At 38.3% G+C, this 17381-nt stretch carries 15 protein-coding genes; 6 read left to right on the plus strand and 9 right to left on the minus strand.

Annotation, left to right across the window (positions count from 1 at the left end; translation table 11 throughout):
• Positions 1-140 precede the first annotated feature (140 nt).
• The 4 genes from PU02_RS03585 to lgt all read right to left on the minus strand — a co-directional run bounded on the left by PU02_RS03585 (position 141) and on the right by lgt (position 4347).
• Positions 141-1073, minus strand: coding sequence for a ribose-phosphate pyrophosphokinase (locus PU02_RS03585; RefSeq protein WP_053944104.1), 933 nt, complete (start codon positions 1071-1073; stop codon positions 141-143).
• A 468-nt stretch (positions 1074-1541) separates the two neighbouring features.
• Complete coding sequence (pgeF, locus tag PU02_RS03590) at positions 1542-2327, minus strand: peptidoglycan editing factor PgeF (protein WP_053944105.1); 786 nt, start codon at positions 2325-2327, stop codon at positions 1542-1544.
• 68 nt (positions 2328-2395) lie between these two features.
• Entirely contained in the window at positions 2396-3487 is a 1092-nt protein-coding gene (locus PU02_RS03595) for a class I SAM-dependent methyltransferase (RefSeq protein WP_053944106.1), read from the minus strand.
• Positions 3488-3489: 2 nt separating this feature from the next.
• Complete coding sequence (gene lgt / locus PU02_RS03600) at positions 3490-4347, minus strand: prolipoprotein diacylglyceryl transferase (protein WP_053944107.1); 858 nt, start codon at positions 4345-4347, stop codon at positions 3490-3492.
• A 189-nt stretch (positions 4348-4536) separates the two neighbouring features.
• Here lgt and PU02_RS03605 point away from each other — a divergent pair, with 189 nt between their 5' ends.
• A complete protein-coding gene (locus PU02_RS03605) occupies positions 4537-4833 on the plus strand; it encodes an accessory factor UbiK family protein (protein WP_053944108.1) in 297 nt (98 codons plus the stop codon).
• A gap of 335 nt (positions 4834-5168) precedes the next feature.
• On the plus strand, positions 5169-5669 hold the full coding sequence (locus PU02_RS03610) for a type III secretion system chaperone family protein (RefSeq protein WP_053944109.1): 501 nt from the start codon (positions 5169-5171) through the stop codon (positions 5667-5669).
• A 48-nt stretch (positions 5670-5717) separates the two neighbouring features.
• Here the strand turns inward: PU02_RS03610 and PU02_RS03615 are convergent, their stop codons facing one another.
• Both PU02_RS03615 and PU02_RS03620 read right to left on the minus strand, forming a co-directional pair.
• Entirely contained in the window at positions 5718-7061 is a 1344-nt protein-coding gene (locus PU02_RS03615) for a sensor histidine kinase (RefSeq protein ID WP_053944110.1), read from the minus strand.
• A 9-nt stretch (positions 7062-7070) separates the two neighbouring features.
• Entirely contained in the window at positions 7071-7775 is a 705-nt protein-coding gene (locus tag PU02_RS03620) for a response regulator (protein WP_053944111.1), read from the minus strand.
• A 150-nt stretch (positions 7776-7925) separates the two neighbouring features.
• Between PU02_RS03620 and PU02_RS03625 the strand changes: the two genes are divergently transcribed.
• The gene (locus tag PU02_RS03625) at positions 7926-8570 is read left to right on the plus strand and encodes an MBL fold metallo-hydrolase (protein WP_053944653.1); all 645 of its coding nucleotides are present in this window, start codon (positions 7926-7928) and stop codon (positions 8568-8570) included.
• Between the two features lie 243 nt (positions 8571-8813).
• On the opposite strand, the gene PU02_RS03630 is transcribed toward PU02_RS03625, so the two are convergent.
• Both PU02_RS03630 and uvrB read right to left on the minus strand, forming a co-directional pair.
• A complete protein-coding gene (locus PU02_RS03630) occupies positions 8814-9344 on the minus strand; it encodes a BA14K family protein (protein ID WP_053944112.1) in 531 nt (176 codons plus the stop codon).
• A 421-nt stretch (positions 9345-9765) separates the two neighbouring features.
• Positions 9766-11907 carry an excinuclease ABC subunit UvrB gene (gene uvrB, locus PU02_RS03635; protein WP_053944113.1) on the minus strand — a complete coding sequence of 714 codons (2142 nt, stop codon included), beginning with the start codon at positions 11905-11907 and terminating at the stop codon, positions 9766-9768.
• 1034 nt (positions 11908-12941) lie between these two features.
• Here uvrB and greA point away from each other — a divergent pair.
• Positions 12942-13415 carry a transcription elongation factor GreA gene (gene greA, locus PU02_RS03640; RefSeq protein WP_053944114.1) on the plus strand — a complete coding sequence of 158 codons (474 nt, stop codon included), beginning with the start codon at positions 12942-12944 and terminating at the stop codon, positions 13413-13415.
• A gap of 5 nt (positions 13416-13420) precedes the next feature.
• Entirely contained in the window at positions 13421-14479 is a 1059-nt protein-coding gene (locus tag PU02_RS03645) for a glycosyltransferase family 4 protein (protein WP_053944654.1), read from the plus strand.
• Between the two features lie 265 nt (positions 14480-14744).
• On the opposite strand, the gene PU02_RS03650 is transcribed toward PU02_RS03645, so the two are convergent.
• Entirely contained in the window at positions 14745-16133 is a 1389-nt protein-coding gene (locus tag PU02_RS03650; RefSeq protein WP_053944115.1) for a TrkH family potassium uptake protein, read from the minus strand.
• A 268-nt stretch (positions 16134-16401) separates the two neighbouring features.
• Between PU02_RS03650 and trxB the strand changes: the two genes are divergently transcribed.
• The gene (gene trxB, locus PU02_RS03655; protein ID WP_053944116.1) at positions 16402-17358 is read left to right on the plus strand and encodes a thioredoxin-disulfide reductase; all 957 of its coding nucleotides are present in this window, start codon (positions 16402-16404) and stop codon (positions 17356-17358) included.
• Positions 17359-17381: the final 23 nt, after the last annotated feature.

Here is a 17381-nt window from a genome sequence, read left to right on the forward strand (position 1 = left end):
TGAAAGACAGTGTGAGGACGTTTGTTTGGCATGAATTGAAAAGAATAGATTTTTCCTAAATTATTTCCGCAGACAACCCACAATTTCTCCAGCATCAATAGGTCATCGTCTTTTTCTGTTAAGAAATTGAGGGAAAACCTTTAATCAAACAAACTTGAGACTGATTGTTCTGTCGCTATTCTTGAAATGGCTTCTCCAATCAGATCAGCAATTGTTAGGACGCGGATATTGTGAGCTTGTTTAACAGCTGTTGTTGGCATAATCGAATCGGTAATTACCAATTCTTTCATTTCCGAAAGTATGATCCGTTCAATAGCTTTTCCAGAGAGGACACCATGCGTTATATAGGATGTAACACTATTTGCACCATGTTGAAGGAGAACGGTTGCTGCGTTGCATAAAGTTCCTCCTGAATCTATGATGTCATCCAGTAAAAAACAATCCTTTCCAGCGACATTTCCAATAATATTCATAACCTCTGATTCTCCAGGGCGTTCACGGCGTTTGTCGACAATAGCGAGAAGACTGTTTAGACGTTTTGCTAAAGCGCGTGCACGCACCACACCTCCAACATCGGGTGACACGACGATGGCATTTTCAACAGAATAGCGCGCCTTAATATCACGGGAGATGACGGGAATAGCATAAAGGTTATCTGTTGGAATATCAAAAAAACCTTGAATTTGTCCTGCGTGAAGGTCCAATGTGAGGACTCGATGAGCACCTGCTTGGGTGATGAGGTTGGCAACAAGTTTTGCGGAGATAGGAGTGCGCGGTCCAGGCTTACGATCCTGACGAGCATATCCAAAATAAGGTATGACAGCCGTAATACGACGTGCTGAAGAGCGTCGAAGGGCATCTATCATAATGAGAAGTTCCATCAAATGGTCATTAGCTGGATAGGATGATGATTGTAAAACAAACACATCTTTTCCACGCACATTTTCGTGTATTTCTACGAAGATTTCTTGATCAGCGAAACGTTTTACAGTCGCCTTTCCTAAAGGAATTCTTAAATAATCCGCAACGTCTTTAGCAAGGTGTGGGTTAGAGTTGCCACAAAAAAGTTTCATGATAATGTGCCTCGGGATAACTAAAATAAGATCTCACCTGATTTTTAGCTGTTTATAATAAGATTGCAATAGGGTATGAGGAAACGAATTATAACACTACCAGTTGTGAATGGAGGTAGTTTTTTTAAAAATATTCATTTTTTTGAATTAGTGAATTGTAGATAAAATTTTATTGAAGATATCTCAGTTAATAGGCTTTCTGTCATTAGATTTTATTAAAGGGTATTTTGTTGAAATTAATCAATATTGCGTGAATATTCACGCTTATTCTCTAATTAGAAGTTCGAATTTATCAGTAATTGAAATAATGCAGTATTTTTTATAAGCTATCATGTTTATAATTTTCAAACATGGTATTTAGGTGAGAGAGGTCCTAATTCCGGGACTAAAGAGTTTCAATATGAAGGGGTTATTTGATCTGATTTATTAGAGGATGGCTTTTGCATTTTTTATAAGGCTAAATGTTACTTATGGTTGAAGCATGATAGCAGATATTTGCCGTCCATAATCAGCTTCATTACGATGTATCGCACGGCGATAAGAAAAGAAATTTTGTTCGTTTTTGTAAGTGCATAACTGTAGACAGGAAGCTTTAATGCCTTCCTGGGTTAATTGGTCTATGATGAATGACCATAAATTAAAGCGAAAATGGTTTTTCTTATCTATTTGAGAGAAGTAGCTTTGAAATTGGCTTTTACAATTAACAAATTGGTCGTAGAATTCACCTGTTACTTCGTAGTGGCATGGTCCGATACAAGGCCCAAGGGCTGCTATTATTGATGAGCGTTTGGCTCCTTGTTCCTCCATTACAGAAATAGTGTTTTCCAGAATACCATTTAGGCTGCCTCGCCAACCAGCATGTGCAGCACCAATAACACCCGCTTGAGAATCAGCAAAAAGAACAGGTCCACAGTCAGCTGTGAGAATGCCGATGGCTAAGCCTTTTGTTGTTGTAACAAGAGAATCAGCGTTTGGAGGTTCATTGACGAAGGCGCGATCAATGACAACAACTTTACAGGAGTGTACTTGATTGGTGGTGATAAGATTTCTAGTATCAATGTCGAAATAACGTGCAATAGAGGTTCTGTTTTGCATGACATGTTCAGGATCATCATTTGAACTGTGACCGACATTAAGGCTACTGTAAAGGTTTTTTGAAATACCTCCCTGACGTGTAAAAAATCCGTGTTTCACTCCATGTGTTTTTAAAGAAACAAGATTGTTTGCAAGAATAGGCTTGAGGGTGGGGTTCATATGAAATTCCGTTATTATTTAGGTAGAAATGATGTACAAGGTGATGGTACACGTGCTGATCCATTTTATTATTGATGGTAATCTAAAAATGAGAATAGCGGTATATTTTTGTCACTTACGCATAAAACTTTAAAAAGTCTGCCCATCTGATCTGGACTTGTTAAACGTTCAATGTCTTGCTGGATTTTATTTTGGATTCTAATATCCTTGTTGTAACTAAGTTTCTTTGCGCGCTCAAGAATGCCCATTTTTAAAAGAAAGTCTCTTTGTTCTAAGACCATCGAAAAACAACCTTGTTGAGAAGCAATTTTTTTTAAAAAGAAAAAATCAACATGTGATGTCAAATCATGCTTACCGGGCGCGGAAAAAACATCACTAAATTTGTGTTTTGAGATTGCTTGTAGCGTATCTCCAAATGCACGTTCTGCGGAGCCATAATCAATGAGTAAGGCAGAACCACCAGCTTTCATTAGGTGATTACTTATCTGTTTCATTAATTTATTTCGTGCAGGAGAATATTCCCAAATATTTCCGTCTGGTATTTTAGGGGAGTCCATTAAGAAATTGGAAGGAGAAATACTGCGCGCACTAATAGTAAAGGTAAAATTACCATTGGTATCAAGTGCAATGTGGCGCTCCCTCCATTCTCCATTAATCTTGATATATTGGTGGATAGGAAGTGCATCGAAAAGTTCATTAGCAATAAGAATTAGAGGATCTAGAGGTATCTGCTCAAAATTTTTAACATTATAGATTTGTTTTTGGTGAGGACCAAGAAGCTTTTTTTGTTCTTGAGCAAGGTGTTGGCTTATTTCGACAAGAAAAATTTTAGCAGCATTGAATGCTGTTACGCAGATTTTACGCATGGTACGTAAAACATCATTCATCAAGGTTCCGCGTCCTGGACCGATTTCAGCTAAAATAAAGGGTTGTGGACACCCTTGTTCTTTCCAATTTGCTACGACCCAAATACCAATCATTTCTCCAAATAGCTGGCTTATTTCTGGTGCAGTGATAAAATCACCATTATGACCAAAGGGTATTTGCGTTTGGTAATAACCAAATTGCGGATCTGTGAGGGCAAGAGTCATGTAATCATTAACGGTTATCGGACCATTGACAGCAATGATTTTTTGGATTTTTTGCTTTAAGGACGTCATTATCACCTTACAAGATGGTTTCTAGTGGCTTGAAGCAGTATATAAGAACCAAAAAGGATCATAGGAAAGGATAAAACCATGCCATAAGTTAGTCCCGTAGCATGAAAGAGTGTAGAAAACCACGCAGGATCTTCTTGTGGGGCACGAAAAGCCTCTGTAACAGTCCGTGCTAGTCCATAACCTACCAAAAATGTTCCCGCGACGATACCGGAATATTTTAATGCCTTGAAAAGAAAAATAATAAGGTAAAGTACGATAAAAAGAAAAAATCCCTCTATTAATGCTTCATAAAGTTGACTTGGATGACGTGGTAAATATTGAGGGTCTCGAGAAAAGCATACAGCCCAAGAGACTGTAGTAACATTTCCCCATAACTCCTGATTAATAAAGTTACATATACGTACAATGCCTATGCCAACAGGAACGCCTGCAGCAGTTATATCAAACATTGTCCAGAGATTGATGCTATTTTTACGAGCAAATAAAAACATTGCAATGATAGTTCCAACTAAGCCACCATGGAAGGACATTCCTCCATCCCACACCGCAATAATGGCACTTGGATGTTCAAAATAATATGCAAAATCCCATATTAAGACTTGTCCTAAACGGCCTCCAATAATCACACCAAGAGTTGCCCACACAATGAAATCACTTATTTTATTTCGATCTGTGGGAGGGGTGCATGCATTCCACAAAAAACTTTTATCCAGTAGTTTTTGTGCATACCACCAGGCAAAGAGAATTCCGATGACGTAACCAAGTCCATACCAATGTAGTGCTATAGGACCCAAACGAATAATGACAGGGTCAAGAAAAGCAGGAAAATCAATAGAAGGACAAAGAAGGAAATCATTCATGAAAGAAAACTCTATATTTTTCGTAATATAGCCTTAAAGTATGGCAGGTGTGCATAAAATGGTCAAGCTAGGTGTGAAGTGTGTGTTTTTGAATGACGGTATAGGTTAAAATATATAATACTCACATGTTTAAAAGTGCGCTATGAAGATGACATTAAAAATTGGTAATTTAAGTTAGGGAAAAGTTTTATGCGTAATGGATCAAATCGTGTTCTTGATGAATTGGCCAAATTAATGACGGATGCAGCGGGTGTTGTACAAGATGTGCGGTGTGAAGCGGAAACAATTTTTCATACTCAGGTTGAAAAAATTATTAATAAACTTGATCTCGTTTCACGCGAAGAGTTTGAAGTTGTGAAGGAAATGGTGTCGAAGCTGTATGCAGAAAATGCAGATTTAAAAAATAGTCTTAATAATCTAGAAAAACAGAGTTACAAGAGACCTAAAGCGGCTTCAACAAAATCACGATCTTCTCAGAAAAAATAATCCCCAATTTTTCAGCATTAGGTATGAATCTGAAAAATGCTTAATCTTGAGTCTGTTAGGAGAGGTCACTGATTTTTTTGGTAAAAAATCGTCTTTATTTTTGCTTGGGGGGCTGGTGCTGTGAGATTGTATCAATACACTGAAGAAGCTTGGCGATTCGTTTTATCGTTATCAAGCCTGTTTGTTGTGGAAGGCATGGTTAGTTTTGTTTCCAGGTGTTGTGTTTAGTGTGCGTTTGTTTGGTGTAGGCGTTGTGGTTTTATGGTAAATGTTACTACACCGGTAGTTGTTACGTTCTGTATTGATAATATTGTCACTATTTTTGAGGGTTAATGATGAGGCTATCTTTTAGCGCTGCGGAGAGGAATGAGCATCCGGTCGATTTTATTGAGCAGATTGCTTACAGGCATGATTGGTCTTTTGAGAGACACGCACAAGATGAGATTAATGTATGTGTAGAAGGAGAACGGGCCAATTATCGTCTTGCTTTTTCATGGATGGAGGAGCAGGAAGCTCTTCATTTAGCTTGTGCATTTGATTTTTCTGCCGAGAATGCTCGAATAGCGGAAATGCAGAGGTTATTGTTGGCAATCAATGAAAAGTTGCTGTTAGGGCATTTTGATTATTGGCAAGAGAATAATCTGGTTATTTATCGTCAAGGGCTGTTGCTTGCTGGTGGAGTGCATCCATCTCATATTCAAGTGGAAGCACTGCTAATACATGCACTGAAAATTTGTGAAAGTCATTATGCCGCATTTCAAATGGTTGCATGGGGAGGTACAAATGCCTGCGACGCATTACAGTATGCTTTATTTGAGACTGTAGGTAACGCGTAAGGCACAAAATATGCTTTTGTCATTATTTTTGTAAAAAGATTTTGTTATTTATACAGGAATATCAACAATAGCTCGTAACCCTCCTAATGGGCTGTCGTCTAGCTGGATGTTTCCTCCATGACTACGGGCGATATCTTTAGCGATAGAAAGGCCAAGACCTGTTCCTCGTGCATCTTGATTTCGTGCTTTATCGAGTCTGAAAAAGGGTTTAAACACTTCTGTGCGCATATCTTTGTGAATTCCTGGGCCATTATCGTCAATGATTACGATAAAAGATTCTTTTTGGGTTGTAGCTGTTAATTGGACGGTATCTGCATAACAGAATGCATTTGAAACGAGATTGCTAATTAAGCGTGTAAAGGCATGCGGGCGTACTTGTACTTGCGTAGGGCCTTCAATTTTATAAGAAAATTTGCGTTTATGGAGGCGAGCACTGGTTAAAAATTTTTTCATAAGGGTTTTTAAATCAAAGCTTTTAACGTTTTCGCTGCCTTCACCACGAGCAAAAGCAAGATAGTCTTCCAGTATGTTTTGCATGTCACTGATATCTTGCTCAAGTAGGTTAATATTGGGGTCTGTATTTGCTACTAAAGCGAGTTGAAGTTTAAAACGTGTAAGAATAGTTCTTAGATCATGACTAACACCTGAAAGCATCATGGTGCGTTGTTCAATTTGGCGTTCAATACGTTCACGCATGCGCAAAAATGCAATTCCGGCGCGACGCACTTCTTCAGCACCTTTTGGTTGAAAATCTTGAGGTAATGGGCGGCCAAGGCCAAAGCTTTCAGCTGCTTCAGCAAGTTGCTGGATCGGTTTGATTTGATTGCGCAAAAAATAAATAGCTATCAAGAGCAAAACAAGAGCTGTTCCAACCATCCAGCTTAGAAAAATACCGGTATTTGATGCATATGCTTGGCTACGCATAGCAAACACACGTAAAATGCTGTTATCAAGACGGATTCGAATTTCAACAAGATTAGAATCTCCTACTGTATCAATCCAGAAAGGGCGGTTGATTTGGCGGGTAATTTCTTCGCTGAGAAAATAGTCAAGAATTGCAAAAAATAATTTAGGCCCTGGGGGAGGAAGAGGGTCAGGAGGTAAGATAGAAATATTGAGTCCCATACGTTTCTGAGCGATATATTTTATTTCTTCGTAGTTGTGTTGTTTGGGAGAAGACTCAATGATATCAATGATAGCAGCAATGTCACGGATCACAGAGGTAGAAAGACGTTCAGTTACCATTTGCCAGTGACGTTCCATGAAGATATAGGCAATTACCGTTTGCAGAAGTACCATAGGAGCAATGATGATGATCAAGGAACGTGCATAAAGCCGTTTGGGCATTTGCCTCGTTAACCATTGAGCAAATTGTTTTGCGGGTTTGATCATTACAGAAGCCTATTCGATAGAAAGTTTATAACCAATCCCCCGTACAGTTTGAAGCCATGTAGGGTTTGTCGGATCTTTTTCTATTTTGCGGCGTAATCTATTAATTTGTACATCAATAGAGCGTTCGCTTATATTGCTTTCATTTGTTGCGAATTTACAACGTGGAATTGTATCACCCGCATGTTCAGCAAAAACAACCATCATTTCTTGCTCTTTATCTGTTAGCTTAACTATCTCTGTTCCTTTTTTAAGTTCCCTTTGTAAAATTGAGAATACGTAGGGTCCAAAAACAATTTGTTCTATTTTGGGCTGGTTTGACAAAGTTCCACGTCGTAAAATAGCATTGATACGGAGCAAAAGTTCACGAGGATCGAATGGTTTTGTAAGATAGTCATCAGCTCCTACTTCTAAGCCTTGGATGCGGTCATTTGTTTCAGATAAAGCTGTCAGAATAAGGATTGGAACATTTTTCGTTTTTCGTAATGAATAGGTAAGGTCTATACCATTCTCACCAGGCATCATGACATCAACAATGAGAAGATCAAAGTTTAAGTTTACGAGTAGTCGTTTAGCTTCGTCAGCATTAGCAGAAACAGAAACGCGAAATCCATTCTTGATAAGAAATTGAGATAGAAGATTACGAATACGAGTATCATCGTCAACGACAAGCAAGTGAGCCGCATCGTCACATAAGACCCGAGAAAGACCGGTCATTATTCAAAACCTTGATAAAAATTTAATTTACACCGGAATGCAATTTACATAAGTTACACTAAGCTGTCGAGCAGGTAATCTTTTATTTCTGAAGAAATGAAAGATGCTATTTACGGACAAAGAGGACATTTAGTTCCTGAAAGAGGTATCATGAGAAATCTTAACACACATATCATTCCGGTTACATCTTTTCAACAAAACTGTACTTTAATTTCGGACTGCAGGAGTAAGAGAGGTGTTTTAGTCGATCCTGGTGGTGATTGGTTTAAGATTCAGGAGGCTATTCGGAAAACAGGTGTTATTGTTGAGGCTATTTGGATAACGCATGGCCATGTTGATCATGTAGGGGCAGCAATGCAAGCTAAAGAGGCTTTAGGGGTTAGCATCATTGGTTCACATTATGATGATAAACCGGTGATGGATGATGTGGTTGAAAGAGCAAAAAACTACGGCATGCCTGATGTGTGTACTTGCATTCCAGATCAATGGTTAAAAGATGGCGACAGTGTTGATTGCGGTGGACACATGTTTTCTGTTTTTCATACACCGGGACATGCTCCTGGGCATGTTATTTACTTTAATGAGGAAGAACGTTTTGCTGTATTGGGAGACGTTCTGTTTCATGGATCCGTTGGTCGTACTGACTTTCCATTCTGTTCCCATGAGCAATTAATGCGATCCATTAAAGAAAAAGTTTTACCTCTAGGGGATGACGTTAATTTCATTTGTGGGCATGGACCTGGGAGCCAAATAGGTCGTGAACGCAAGTATAATCCTTTTTTACAAGGGATTTAGTTTTGCAAATTCGTAAAATAACACGAGGATTCTAGTTACCGTTTGCGTATAACAAATACAATACAAAAAAAATCCCCAAACAAGGAACTTCCTTTTTGAGGATCGAGAGGGATAACACCTTCCTGAATAATAGTTGGGTAAAGCAACAATCTGAGACAATTGAGGATGCTACCACATCAGCGCCAACTGCCTCTCAGAGAGATATATTTACCTCAAAGTACTACTCAAATAAATGGTCTATGATTACTTTGCTGGAGCACGACAAACATGACGCAGACCATCCTTGCCAAGGAATGTTCCTGTTTGAGGATCGAAAGAACGATATTTTTTTGTACAATATTTAAGCCAGGAATCTACTTGAGATTGCTGAACAGGTCGGTATATCGGCGTCGATTGCTGTATTTGATGAGGTGCACTATTTTGTAGCACTGTCTGATAAACAACTTGCGACTGCACAGGCTGCGCAGGTTTTGTTAAAAGCGCTTTAACAAGAAGGCCTGCAGAAATACCCAAAATTCCCATTGCTAAGGCACCCCCCACGTTACCATGGCTAGTGTATCCGCGAGTGCGACTTTTTGTGTGCTGAACCTGATATTTGTGCTGAGTTTGATAGTAACCATGCTGCGTTACATACTCATTATGAACACCGCGAGATCTTTGAACAGTCGTTACATCTCGACGGATGTTTTGGTGGTATTCTTGGGCGAATACTGTAGTCAGTGGTGTCGAAAAAGCTATTGTTGATACTGTTGCCAACGTGATTAATTTTTTCATTAATTTATTCCTCATAAAATTAACATCACTCACAAAATTGCAGTCTAAAATTACTAAACAGAACATAATTTAAATAATTTTGAGGCACTATTGTGACAATGCGATTAGGGTTTTTAAAATCTGAATTTCAGGCAAAACGGTTTTCAAAAAAAATACTAGCATTACTGATTGGCATAATTAATGAAAGGAATTTCAAATTGAAATAATTGCCTGTTATGATTTTAACAGTCTAATTGTCTGGATAAAGGTTTCTTGATGTGCAATGTACAAGGTATTTTTTGTGTACTTGGTATTCATAACCCCTCCTAAAATTTTCTTAATTCGGCAATGCTTCAGAGAAAATTCTATCAGATTTACATTCAGTTTGCTGTTACTCTTATTGAATTTAAAAAATGATCACATTTACCCTTGAAGATATCATTTAACTACATGAGAGAGGACCATCAACAACTGCAAGCTCTATCTGCTGCAATCGTCTGATTTCATCACGTATTTGTGCTGCTTTTTCAAAATTAAGATCAGCTGCCGCTTCACGCATTGACTCCCCAAGATGCTGAATGTGATCAGCTATATTGATAGCGATTTTATTATTTTGTGCAAGAAAATTAGCAACATTTTCTTGAACATTTTCCTTTTTATCAACAGAGTTGAGAATATTATTGATATTCTTTTTAATGCTAATAGGTGTGATGTGGTGCTCTTGGTTATAAGCTATCTGTCTTTGTTGGCGTCTTTTCGTTTCTTGTAAGGCTTTTTTTATAGAATTGGTCACTGTATCGGCATAAAGAATGACACGACCATCTACGTTCCGTGCAGCACGTCCGATTGTCTGAATAAGTGAAGTTTCTGAACGTAAAAATCCTTCTTTATCAGCATCTAAAATAGCAACAAAACCGCATTCTGGAATATCTAATCCTTCTCGAAGAAGATTGATCCCTACTAAAACGTCAAAAGTGCCGAGTCGTAAATCATGAAGAATTTCAACGCGTTCTAATGTATCAATATCAGAGTGCATATAGCGTACACGAATGCCATTTTCATGAATATATTCTGTTAAACTTTCAGCCATGCGTTTGGTCAAAACGGTTACTAGCGTGCGATATCCTTTCTTGATTGTTACACGAATTTCGTGCACAACATCATCGACTTGGTTATGTGCTGGACGTATTTCTGTATGCGGGTCAACGAGTCCTGTTGGACGAATAACTTGTTCTACGAAAATGCCGCATGCTTGTTCTATTTCCCAGCGTCCAGGTGTTGCAGAAACGGCGATAGTTTGCGGGCGCATTGCATCCCATTCTTCGAAGCGTAGAGGGCGATTGTCCATGCAGGAAGGTAAGCGAAATCCATACTCTGCTAAAGTAGCTTTTCGCTTGAAATCACCTCGGTACATTCCCCCAATTTGGGGGATGGTTACATGGCTTTCATCAATAAAAACAATAGCATTATCTGGAATATACTCAAAAAGAGTTGGAGGTGGTTCACCAGGTTTTCGACCTGTTAGATAACGTGAGTAATTTTCAATTCCAGAGCAAGATCCTGTAGTCTCTAACATTTCTATATCGAACATTGTTCTCTTCTCTAAACGCTGTGCTTCTACAAGGAGATTTGCTGAATTTAATTCATCAAGGCGTGCAATTAATTCTGTTTTAATTGATTTTATTGCCTGATTGAGTGTGGGTTTTGGTGTTACGTAATGTGAATTTGCATAAATTTTAATAAATTGGAGACTGTCTGTTTTTTGTCCCGTTAATGGGTCAAATTCAGTAATCATTTCGATTTCGTTACCAAATAATGAAATGCGCCAAGCGCGATCTTCAAGATGAGCAGGAAAGATTTCGATTATATCTCCTCGCACACGGAAGGAACCACGAACAAAATTGATATCTTGTCTGCTGTAGTGCAGAGAAACTAGATCAGCTAATAATTTTCGTTGATTAATCGTGTCACCTATCTGTATTTTGAGGGTCATGGCCGTGTAAGTTTCTACGGAACCAATTCCATAGATGCAAGATACAGATGCGATGATAATGACATCATCGCGTTCAAGTATGGCACGTGTTGCAGCGTGTCTCATGCGATCAATCTGTTCATTTATAGAGCTTTCTTTCTCGATATAGGTATCAGAACGTGCAACATAGGCTTCGGGTTGATAGTAGTCGTAATAAGAAACGAAATACTCGACAGCATTATGAGGAAAAAAATTCTTAAACTCTCCGTAAAGCTGTGCGGCGAGAGTTTTATTTGGTGCTAGGATAAGAGCAGGGCGTTGTGTCTTTTCGATGATTTTAGCCATCGTGTAGGTTTTACCTGAGCCAGTAATTCCTAAAAGTACCTGAGTGCGCTCATTTTTCTCAATGCCTTCAACGAGTGCTTTAATAGCAGTTGGTTGATCGCCTGCAGGTTCAAAGGAAGTTTGAATTTGAAATGGGATACCACCCTCGAGTTTATAAGGATAAATAGGGCGATGGGGAGCCCACAATGCACCATTTTTAAGCAAAGGGGTTTCTGAAAAAATGATTTTAGATAAGTTTTCAACGGTGGCTGTAGTATTTTTTTTCATAATAAATTTTTTGGATGTGAGGCATCTTTATATCCACGAAAGATACCTGATATCGTAGTTAAGTGGTTTTAGGTCGTAGATTTTGTATAACATTCTGTTTTTTTAGAGATATTGGGTCAATCTTTCATGAAGTTAGAAATTTTTGGTATGGTACTATAGGGTATAGTCTATAGAATTATTATGGTATAACAAGAATAAAGATAGAAGAAAAATTTATACTATAATTTGTAAAAGTTACCATTTTGTACAATGTTATTCGTTCAAACTACGGTAGCTAATTACCTTTATTATTAATACGTAAAGATAATTTTCGTTATTGGGAAAAGTTTATTATTAATATATTTTATGTAAAATATATTAATAAGTAATATTTAAGTATAGAGTAACAGTTATTATTATTTCTGTTATAGTATAATATTTTTTGAGGAGTAAGGTTGTACGCATATAATAAAGGTTATTTATATTATTTTTACAAAAAATAATGAGGTAAATATTTAGTGTATTTATGAATCATAAAAATTTGCGCTAATAACTTTAACGAAATTATACGAAGAATAACTTATTTAAGAATTAAAATACAAAGAGGGTATTTAGGATTTTGTCTTTGACCTAAAAGTTAAAACGTTGTGTTATGGTAGCAATTTTTTGATTAATACATAGTTGTTGCTGAGAATAAAGACTCTAATTAAAATGCGTGAGATTCTTATTTTTTCTGTAATTTCTCGTGCACTGCAGTAATTTTATATTTTAGATACATCCTCACTTTGATCATAATATTAAATTATGGCAAAGTAATATTGTTTTGACCACATTATAATTAGCGAGGGTGAGTAAGTGTTGAATTAATTTTTGGAATATTGGGTGAAGTATAAAAATATTCAGAGAGTGTCTGTATTTATTATTTATTTATAGAAAATAAGGTTATTGTCCTGTATAATCGCGCAGCGACTATGTGCTTATGGCCCCAAAGTATCTTTGGGGGGGTGCTTTTTGTTTTTTAATAAGGCCTTCCGCGTGAGAGAAAGGAACAGATCATGGAAAAAGTGCCTATGACTACGACTGGTTTTGAAAAACTCAAAGAAGAGTTGTGTTGGCGTCAACAGCAAGAACGTCCGCGGATTATTGAAGCAATTTCCGAAGCGCGTGCACATGGTGATTTATCAGAAAATGCAGAGTATCACGCTGCCAAAGAGGCGCAGAGCTATAATGAAGGGCGTATAAATGAGCTTGAGGATTATATTGCGCGAGCAGAAGTTATTGATGTTTCAAGGCTCTCAGGTAATAAAATTAAGTTTGGGGCGACTATTGAGCTTTTAAATGAAGATACTGAAGAGAAAAAGGTTTATCAAATTGTTGGCGATCAAGAGGCTGATGTAAGAACAGGGAAGATTTCTATTTCTTCGCCTATTGCGCGTGCTCTTATTGGAAAACAAGAAGGTGATGAGATTGAGGTAAATGCGCCAGGTGGTGCGCATAATTATGCAATTATTAAAATTGAGTATATTTGATCGTTATGCATATATCTGCAGAAGAAACGGATATCATTGTTCCTCATTTTAAGAGGCGATTATCGGGGGTGATGTCAACAGTTATTCACCTCATTCCGTTGCAACGAAGAAAGGGACTGTCTATATCTATTTTGGGGGTTGGTTTACCGAAGAGTTTGCCACATCTCACTTTTAAGGACCTTTTTGAGCTTTGGAAACTGCCAAAGGGAAGACCGTTTCGTATCTGGCATGCACGGCGTAATGTTGAGATGATTGTGGGTGTTATTTTACGAGATGTTTTGCGGATGAAGCTTAAGCTTGTTTTTACATCAGCTTCTCAGCGTTATCATAAGTTTTTCACAAAATGGCTTCTTCATCGTATGGACAAAATTATAGCCGTCAGTCCAGGTACCGGAACTTATTTAGATGTCCCTTATCAAGTTGTTAAGCATGGTGTGAATCTTGAGTACTTTTTCCCCTCTGAAACTGTCAGTGATTGTTTTGCAGCAACTGGTCTCCTAGGTAAATACATAGTAGGGTGTTTTGGGCGCATTCGTTATTTAAAAGGTGTTGACCTTTTTGTTGATGCAATGCTGGAATTGCTACCAGTTTATCCAGACTGGACGGCGATCATTGCCGGTCGCACCACAATGCAACATTATTTTTTTGAGCAACAATTGCGTAAAAAAATTTCTCGTGCCGGTTTAAGTGACCGCATTATTATGCTTGGTGAAGTGTTAGATACACCTTCGTTGTATCGTTGTTTGTCGCTCTATGTAGCACCTTCTCGTTTAGAAGGTTTCGGTTTAACTCCATTAGAGGCAATGGCATCACAGGTTGCAGTGGTAACAAGTGATGCTGGAATTTATGAAGAATTAGTTGTTGAGGGAGCTGGGACTGTTGTTAAAAAAGGAGATGGAGTAGCTTTGACGAAGGCGATAGAATCTTATTTTTCTGATCTAAATAAAACAGTTGCAGAAGGGAAAAGAGCACTTGAACATGTACGTACTCATTTTCCATTAGAAAAAGAGGCTTCTGAAATTGGGGAGATTTACGAAAAGATGTTTTCTGAAAAAGTAGGCTAAGAATAATTAACTAAAGTATGTCGTTCACGCACGAGAAAAAAACTAATCTTTTTTGGGAGATTGGCTTATATTCAAGTGAAAGAGAGTTTATTTTTGTGCAGCTAGAAATATTCGTATTTTCAGATTTATGAAAAGTAAGTTGCTGCTTTTTTGTGTAGGCGCATGGCGCTTTTGCAATGATTAGTTAAGTTTTGTCTACTGTATAGCGGAGATGTTTTTTCTTACTTACTTTCTGTGACATGCTTTAGGTGTACTCGTGTTAAAGTTATTCAGACCAGAATGCTGCAGTAAAGAACACGAATATAGTCACGATTTCAAGACGACCTACCAGCATCAAGAAGCTTAGGACCCACAAGGCGTTGTCATGAATTGTTGAAAAATTACCGGTTGGACCAATAATGTTTCCAAAACCTGGCCCAACATTTGAAAGTGCTGTTAAGACACCCGTAAAAGCAGAAGTAAAATCAAGACCAGTAGCTAGCAAGAGTGCTGTGCCAATGAGAAGACAGAACATATAGAGACACACAAAAAGTAGGACTGTTTGAGCGATGTCACTAGATATATTAGAATGATCGTAGCGAACTTTGACGATTGTATTAGGAGAAAAAAGTCTCACCATGTTTGCCTGTGCAATACGCCATAAAATAATCAAGCGGTTAATTTTTATACCTCCGGAAGTGGAGCCCGCACATCCGCCTATAAATGAAATAATAAAAAAAACTCCAAATGCAAAGGATCCCCAAAGTTGATAGTCCTGAGCGCTGTAACCCGTCGTGCTAATGATCGATACGATATGAAAAATCGTATCAAGGAAAATTTGGTGGAAGGTCAAAGAGGTATTAAATTGCAACCAGATTGCTAAGGTAAAGCTGGAGAGAAAAACAATATTGAAAAAAACAACGATTTGTGGGTCGATAAAACGTTTTGAGTGGCTTGGAAATACAAGTTTGATATATAAAACAAATGGTAAGGAGGACAGAAACATGAAAATTGTTGAAACAACAAGGATTGTTGGTTTTTCAGAAAAATAACCAAAAGAGGTGTCATGAGTTGAAAAACCGGCTGTCGCCACTGTGCTCATAGCGTGATTAATTGCATCAAACAAGGTCATGCCTGCAGCAAAATAAGATAGCATGCAAGAGAATGTTAGTCCAATGTACGCGATGATAATTCCATTAGCAATTTGGTTGATGCGGGGGAGTATTTTTTCAGATTTATCTGATGATTCCATATGAAAAAGTTGCACTCCTCCAACACGGAGTGAAGGTAGGAGTAGCAGAGCTAGGCCGATAAAACCGATTCCTCCGATCCAGCATATGAGAGACCGCCACAGTAGGAGACTCTGCGGTAAATGATCAAGGCCTGCAATTACTGTGGATCCCGTTGTTGTAATTCCGGAAACAGATTCAAAAATTGCTTTTGCCAGCGAAATTTTGAGAGGAGAGAGGTAAAGTGGGAGAGCTCCCACGATGCTTCCTGTTAGCCATAGACAAACTGTTAAGGTAAAACCAAGACGTGCCGAAAAACGATAGGTGGCTCCTCGAGTTGCTAAAAAAACAAGTGTTGCTAATACAGTAGTTATAGCGCAAGGATAAAGAAAAGTTTCCCAATCGCGATTGTTATAGCGCAAATCGGCAAGAACAGGCAGCAACATAGCTGCTCCCATGACAAATGCAAAACGCGCACAAATATTAACGATAAACTGAAAAATAGTAGTTTCCTTCCTTTTTATTAACTTCTGTTTGTTAGTATTACAATTACCAAGGAAAATTATGTTGAAAAAGCTATTGTGGATTAACAATAAGCTTCTTAACAAACCTTGAAAAAAACACAAGTGCACCGTAACTTGTAATATATAGGAAATTTTAAGGGGGCGTGTTTTTGTGTTTTGCGGGCACGAAGATTCAAAAAGAAGTAATTTTATGACATATTCGCATATTCGCGTTCTTGTTATTGGTTCGGGTCCAGCCGGTTATACAGCTGCGATTTATGCAGCTAGGGCGATGCTTGAGCCAGTCTTAGTCACTGGTGTGCAGCAAGGTGGACAGTTGATGATCACTACAAATGTTGAAAATTATCCGGGTTTTTCTGATCCTGTACAGGGGCCATGGTTAATGGAGCAAATGGAAAAACAAGCTGAATGTGCTGGTGCGAATGTTGTTTGTGACACTATTATAGAGGCTGATTTATCAAAACGTCCTTTTGTTTTACGTGGGGATTCAGGAACGCAATATTGTTGTGATACTTTGATTATTGCGACAGGTGCGCAGGCTCGCTGGCTTGGCTTGAAAAGTGAAAAGATTTTTATGGGAGCCGGTGTTTCCGCATGTGCTACTTGCGATGGTTTTTTTTATCGAAATAAAGATGTTGTTGTTGTCGGCGGTGGAAATACGGCTGTTGAAGAAGCACTTTATTTGTCACACCTAGCGAAGAAGGTTACTGTAGTCCATAGGAGAGACTGTTTTAAGGCAGAAAAAATACTACAAGATAGGTTATCTTCGCGTGGTAATGTGCATGTCATTTGGGAGCATACAGTGGAAGAGATTATTGGTTCTCAGGCAAGTCCGTCAGCAGGGGCTGTAGTGACAGGAGTATGTCTCAGGCATGTTCATACTGGTCAAGAATTGAAGATAGATACGGATGGGGTGTTTATTGCTATCGGGCATGATCCCGCGGTTTCTCTATTTGAGGGACAGCTGAAGCAAAAATCAGGGGGGTATTTGTGGACGAAGCCGGATTCGACAGCAACAAGTATTCCAGGTGTTTTTGCTGCGGGGGATGTAGCAGATGATGTATTTCGTCAAGCTGTAACTGCTGCGGGGAGAGGATGTATGGCAGCACTAGAAGCAGAGCGATTTTTAGAATTTACGAAAGCGTAGATGTTGTTAATTAGTATAAAATT

Origin of the sequence: Bartonella ancashensis (assembly GCF_001281405.1) — a bacterium.
In the GTDB taxonomy this organism is placed as follows: Bacteria; Pseudomonadota; Alphaproteobacteria; order Rhizobiales; family Rhizobiaceae; genus Bartonella; species Bartonella ancashensis.

Excerpts from the sequence above, each read along its gene's own strand:
- PU02_RS03585 (WP_053944104.1), bottom strand. The coding sequence starts at position 1,073 with ATGAAACTTTTTTGTGGCAACTCTAACCCACACCTTGCTAAAGACGTT.
- pgeF (WP_053944105.1), bottom strand. The coding sequence starts at position 2,327 with ATGAACCCCACCCTCAAGCCTATTCTTGCAAACAATCTTGTTTCTTTA.
- PU02_RS03595 (WP_053944106.1), bottom strand. The coding sequence starts at position 3,487 with ATGACGTCCTTAAAGCAAAAAATCCAAAAAATCATTGCTGTCAATGGT.
- lgt (WP_053944107.1), bottom strand. The coding sequence starts at position 4,347 with ATGAATGATTTCCTTCTTTGTCCTTCTATTGATTTTCCTGCTTTTCTT.
- PU02_RS03605 (WP_053944108.1), top strand. The coding sequence starts at position 4,537 with ATGCGTAATGGATCAAATCGTGTTCTTGATGAATTGGCCAAATTAATG.
- PU02_RS03610 (WP_053944109.1), top strand. The coding sequence starts at position 5,169 with ATGAGGCTATCTTTTAGCGCTGCGGAGAGGAATGAGCATCCGGTCGAT.
- PU02_RS03615 (WP_053944110.1), bottom strand. The coding sequence starts at position 7,061 with ATGATCAAACCCGCAAAACAATTTGCTCAATGGTTAACGAGGCAAATG.
- PU02_RS03620 (WP_053944111.1), bottom strand. The coding sequence starts at position 7,775 with ATGACCGGTCTTTCTCGGGTCTTATGTGACGATGCGGCTCACTTGCTT.
- PU02_RS03625 (WP_053944653.1), top strand. The coding sequence starts at position 7,926 with ATGAGAAATCTTAACACACATATCATTCCGGTTACATCTTTTCAACAA.
- PU02_RS03630 (WP_053944112.1), bottom strand. The coding sequence starts at position 9,344 with ATGAAAAAATTAATCACGTTGGCAACAGTATCAACAATAGCTTTTTCG.
- uvrB (WP_053944113.1), bottom strand. The coding sequence starts at position 11,907 with ATGAAAAAAAATACTACAGCCACCGTTGAAAACTTATCTAAAATCATT.
- greA (WP_053944114.1), top strand. The coding sequence starts at position 12,942 with ATGGAAAAAGTGCCTATGACTACGACTGGTTTTGAAAAACTCAAAGAA.
- PU02_RS03645 (WP_053944654.1), top strand. The coding sequence starts at position 13,421 with ATGCATATATCTGCAGAAGAAACGGATATCATTGTTCCTCATTTTAAG.
- PU02_RS03650 (WP_053944115.1), bottom strand. The coding sequence starts at position 16,133 with ATGTTGCTGCCTGTTCTTGCCGATTTGCGCTATAACAATCGCGATTGG.
- trxB (WP_053944116.1), top strand. The coding sequence starts at position 16,402 with ATGACATATTCGCATATTCGCGTTCTTGTTATTGGTTCGGGTCCAGCC.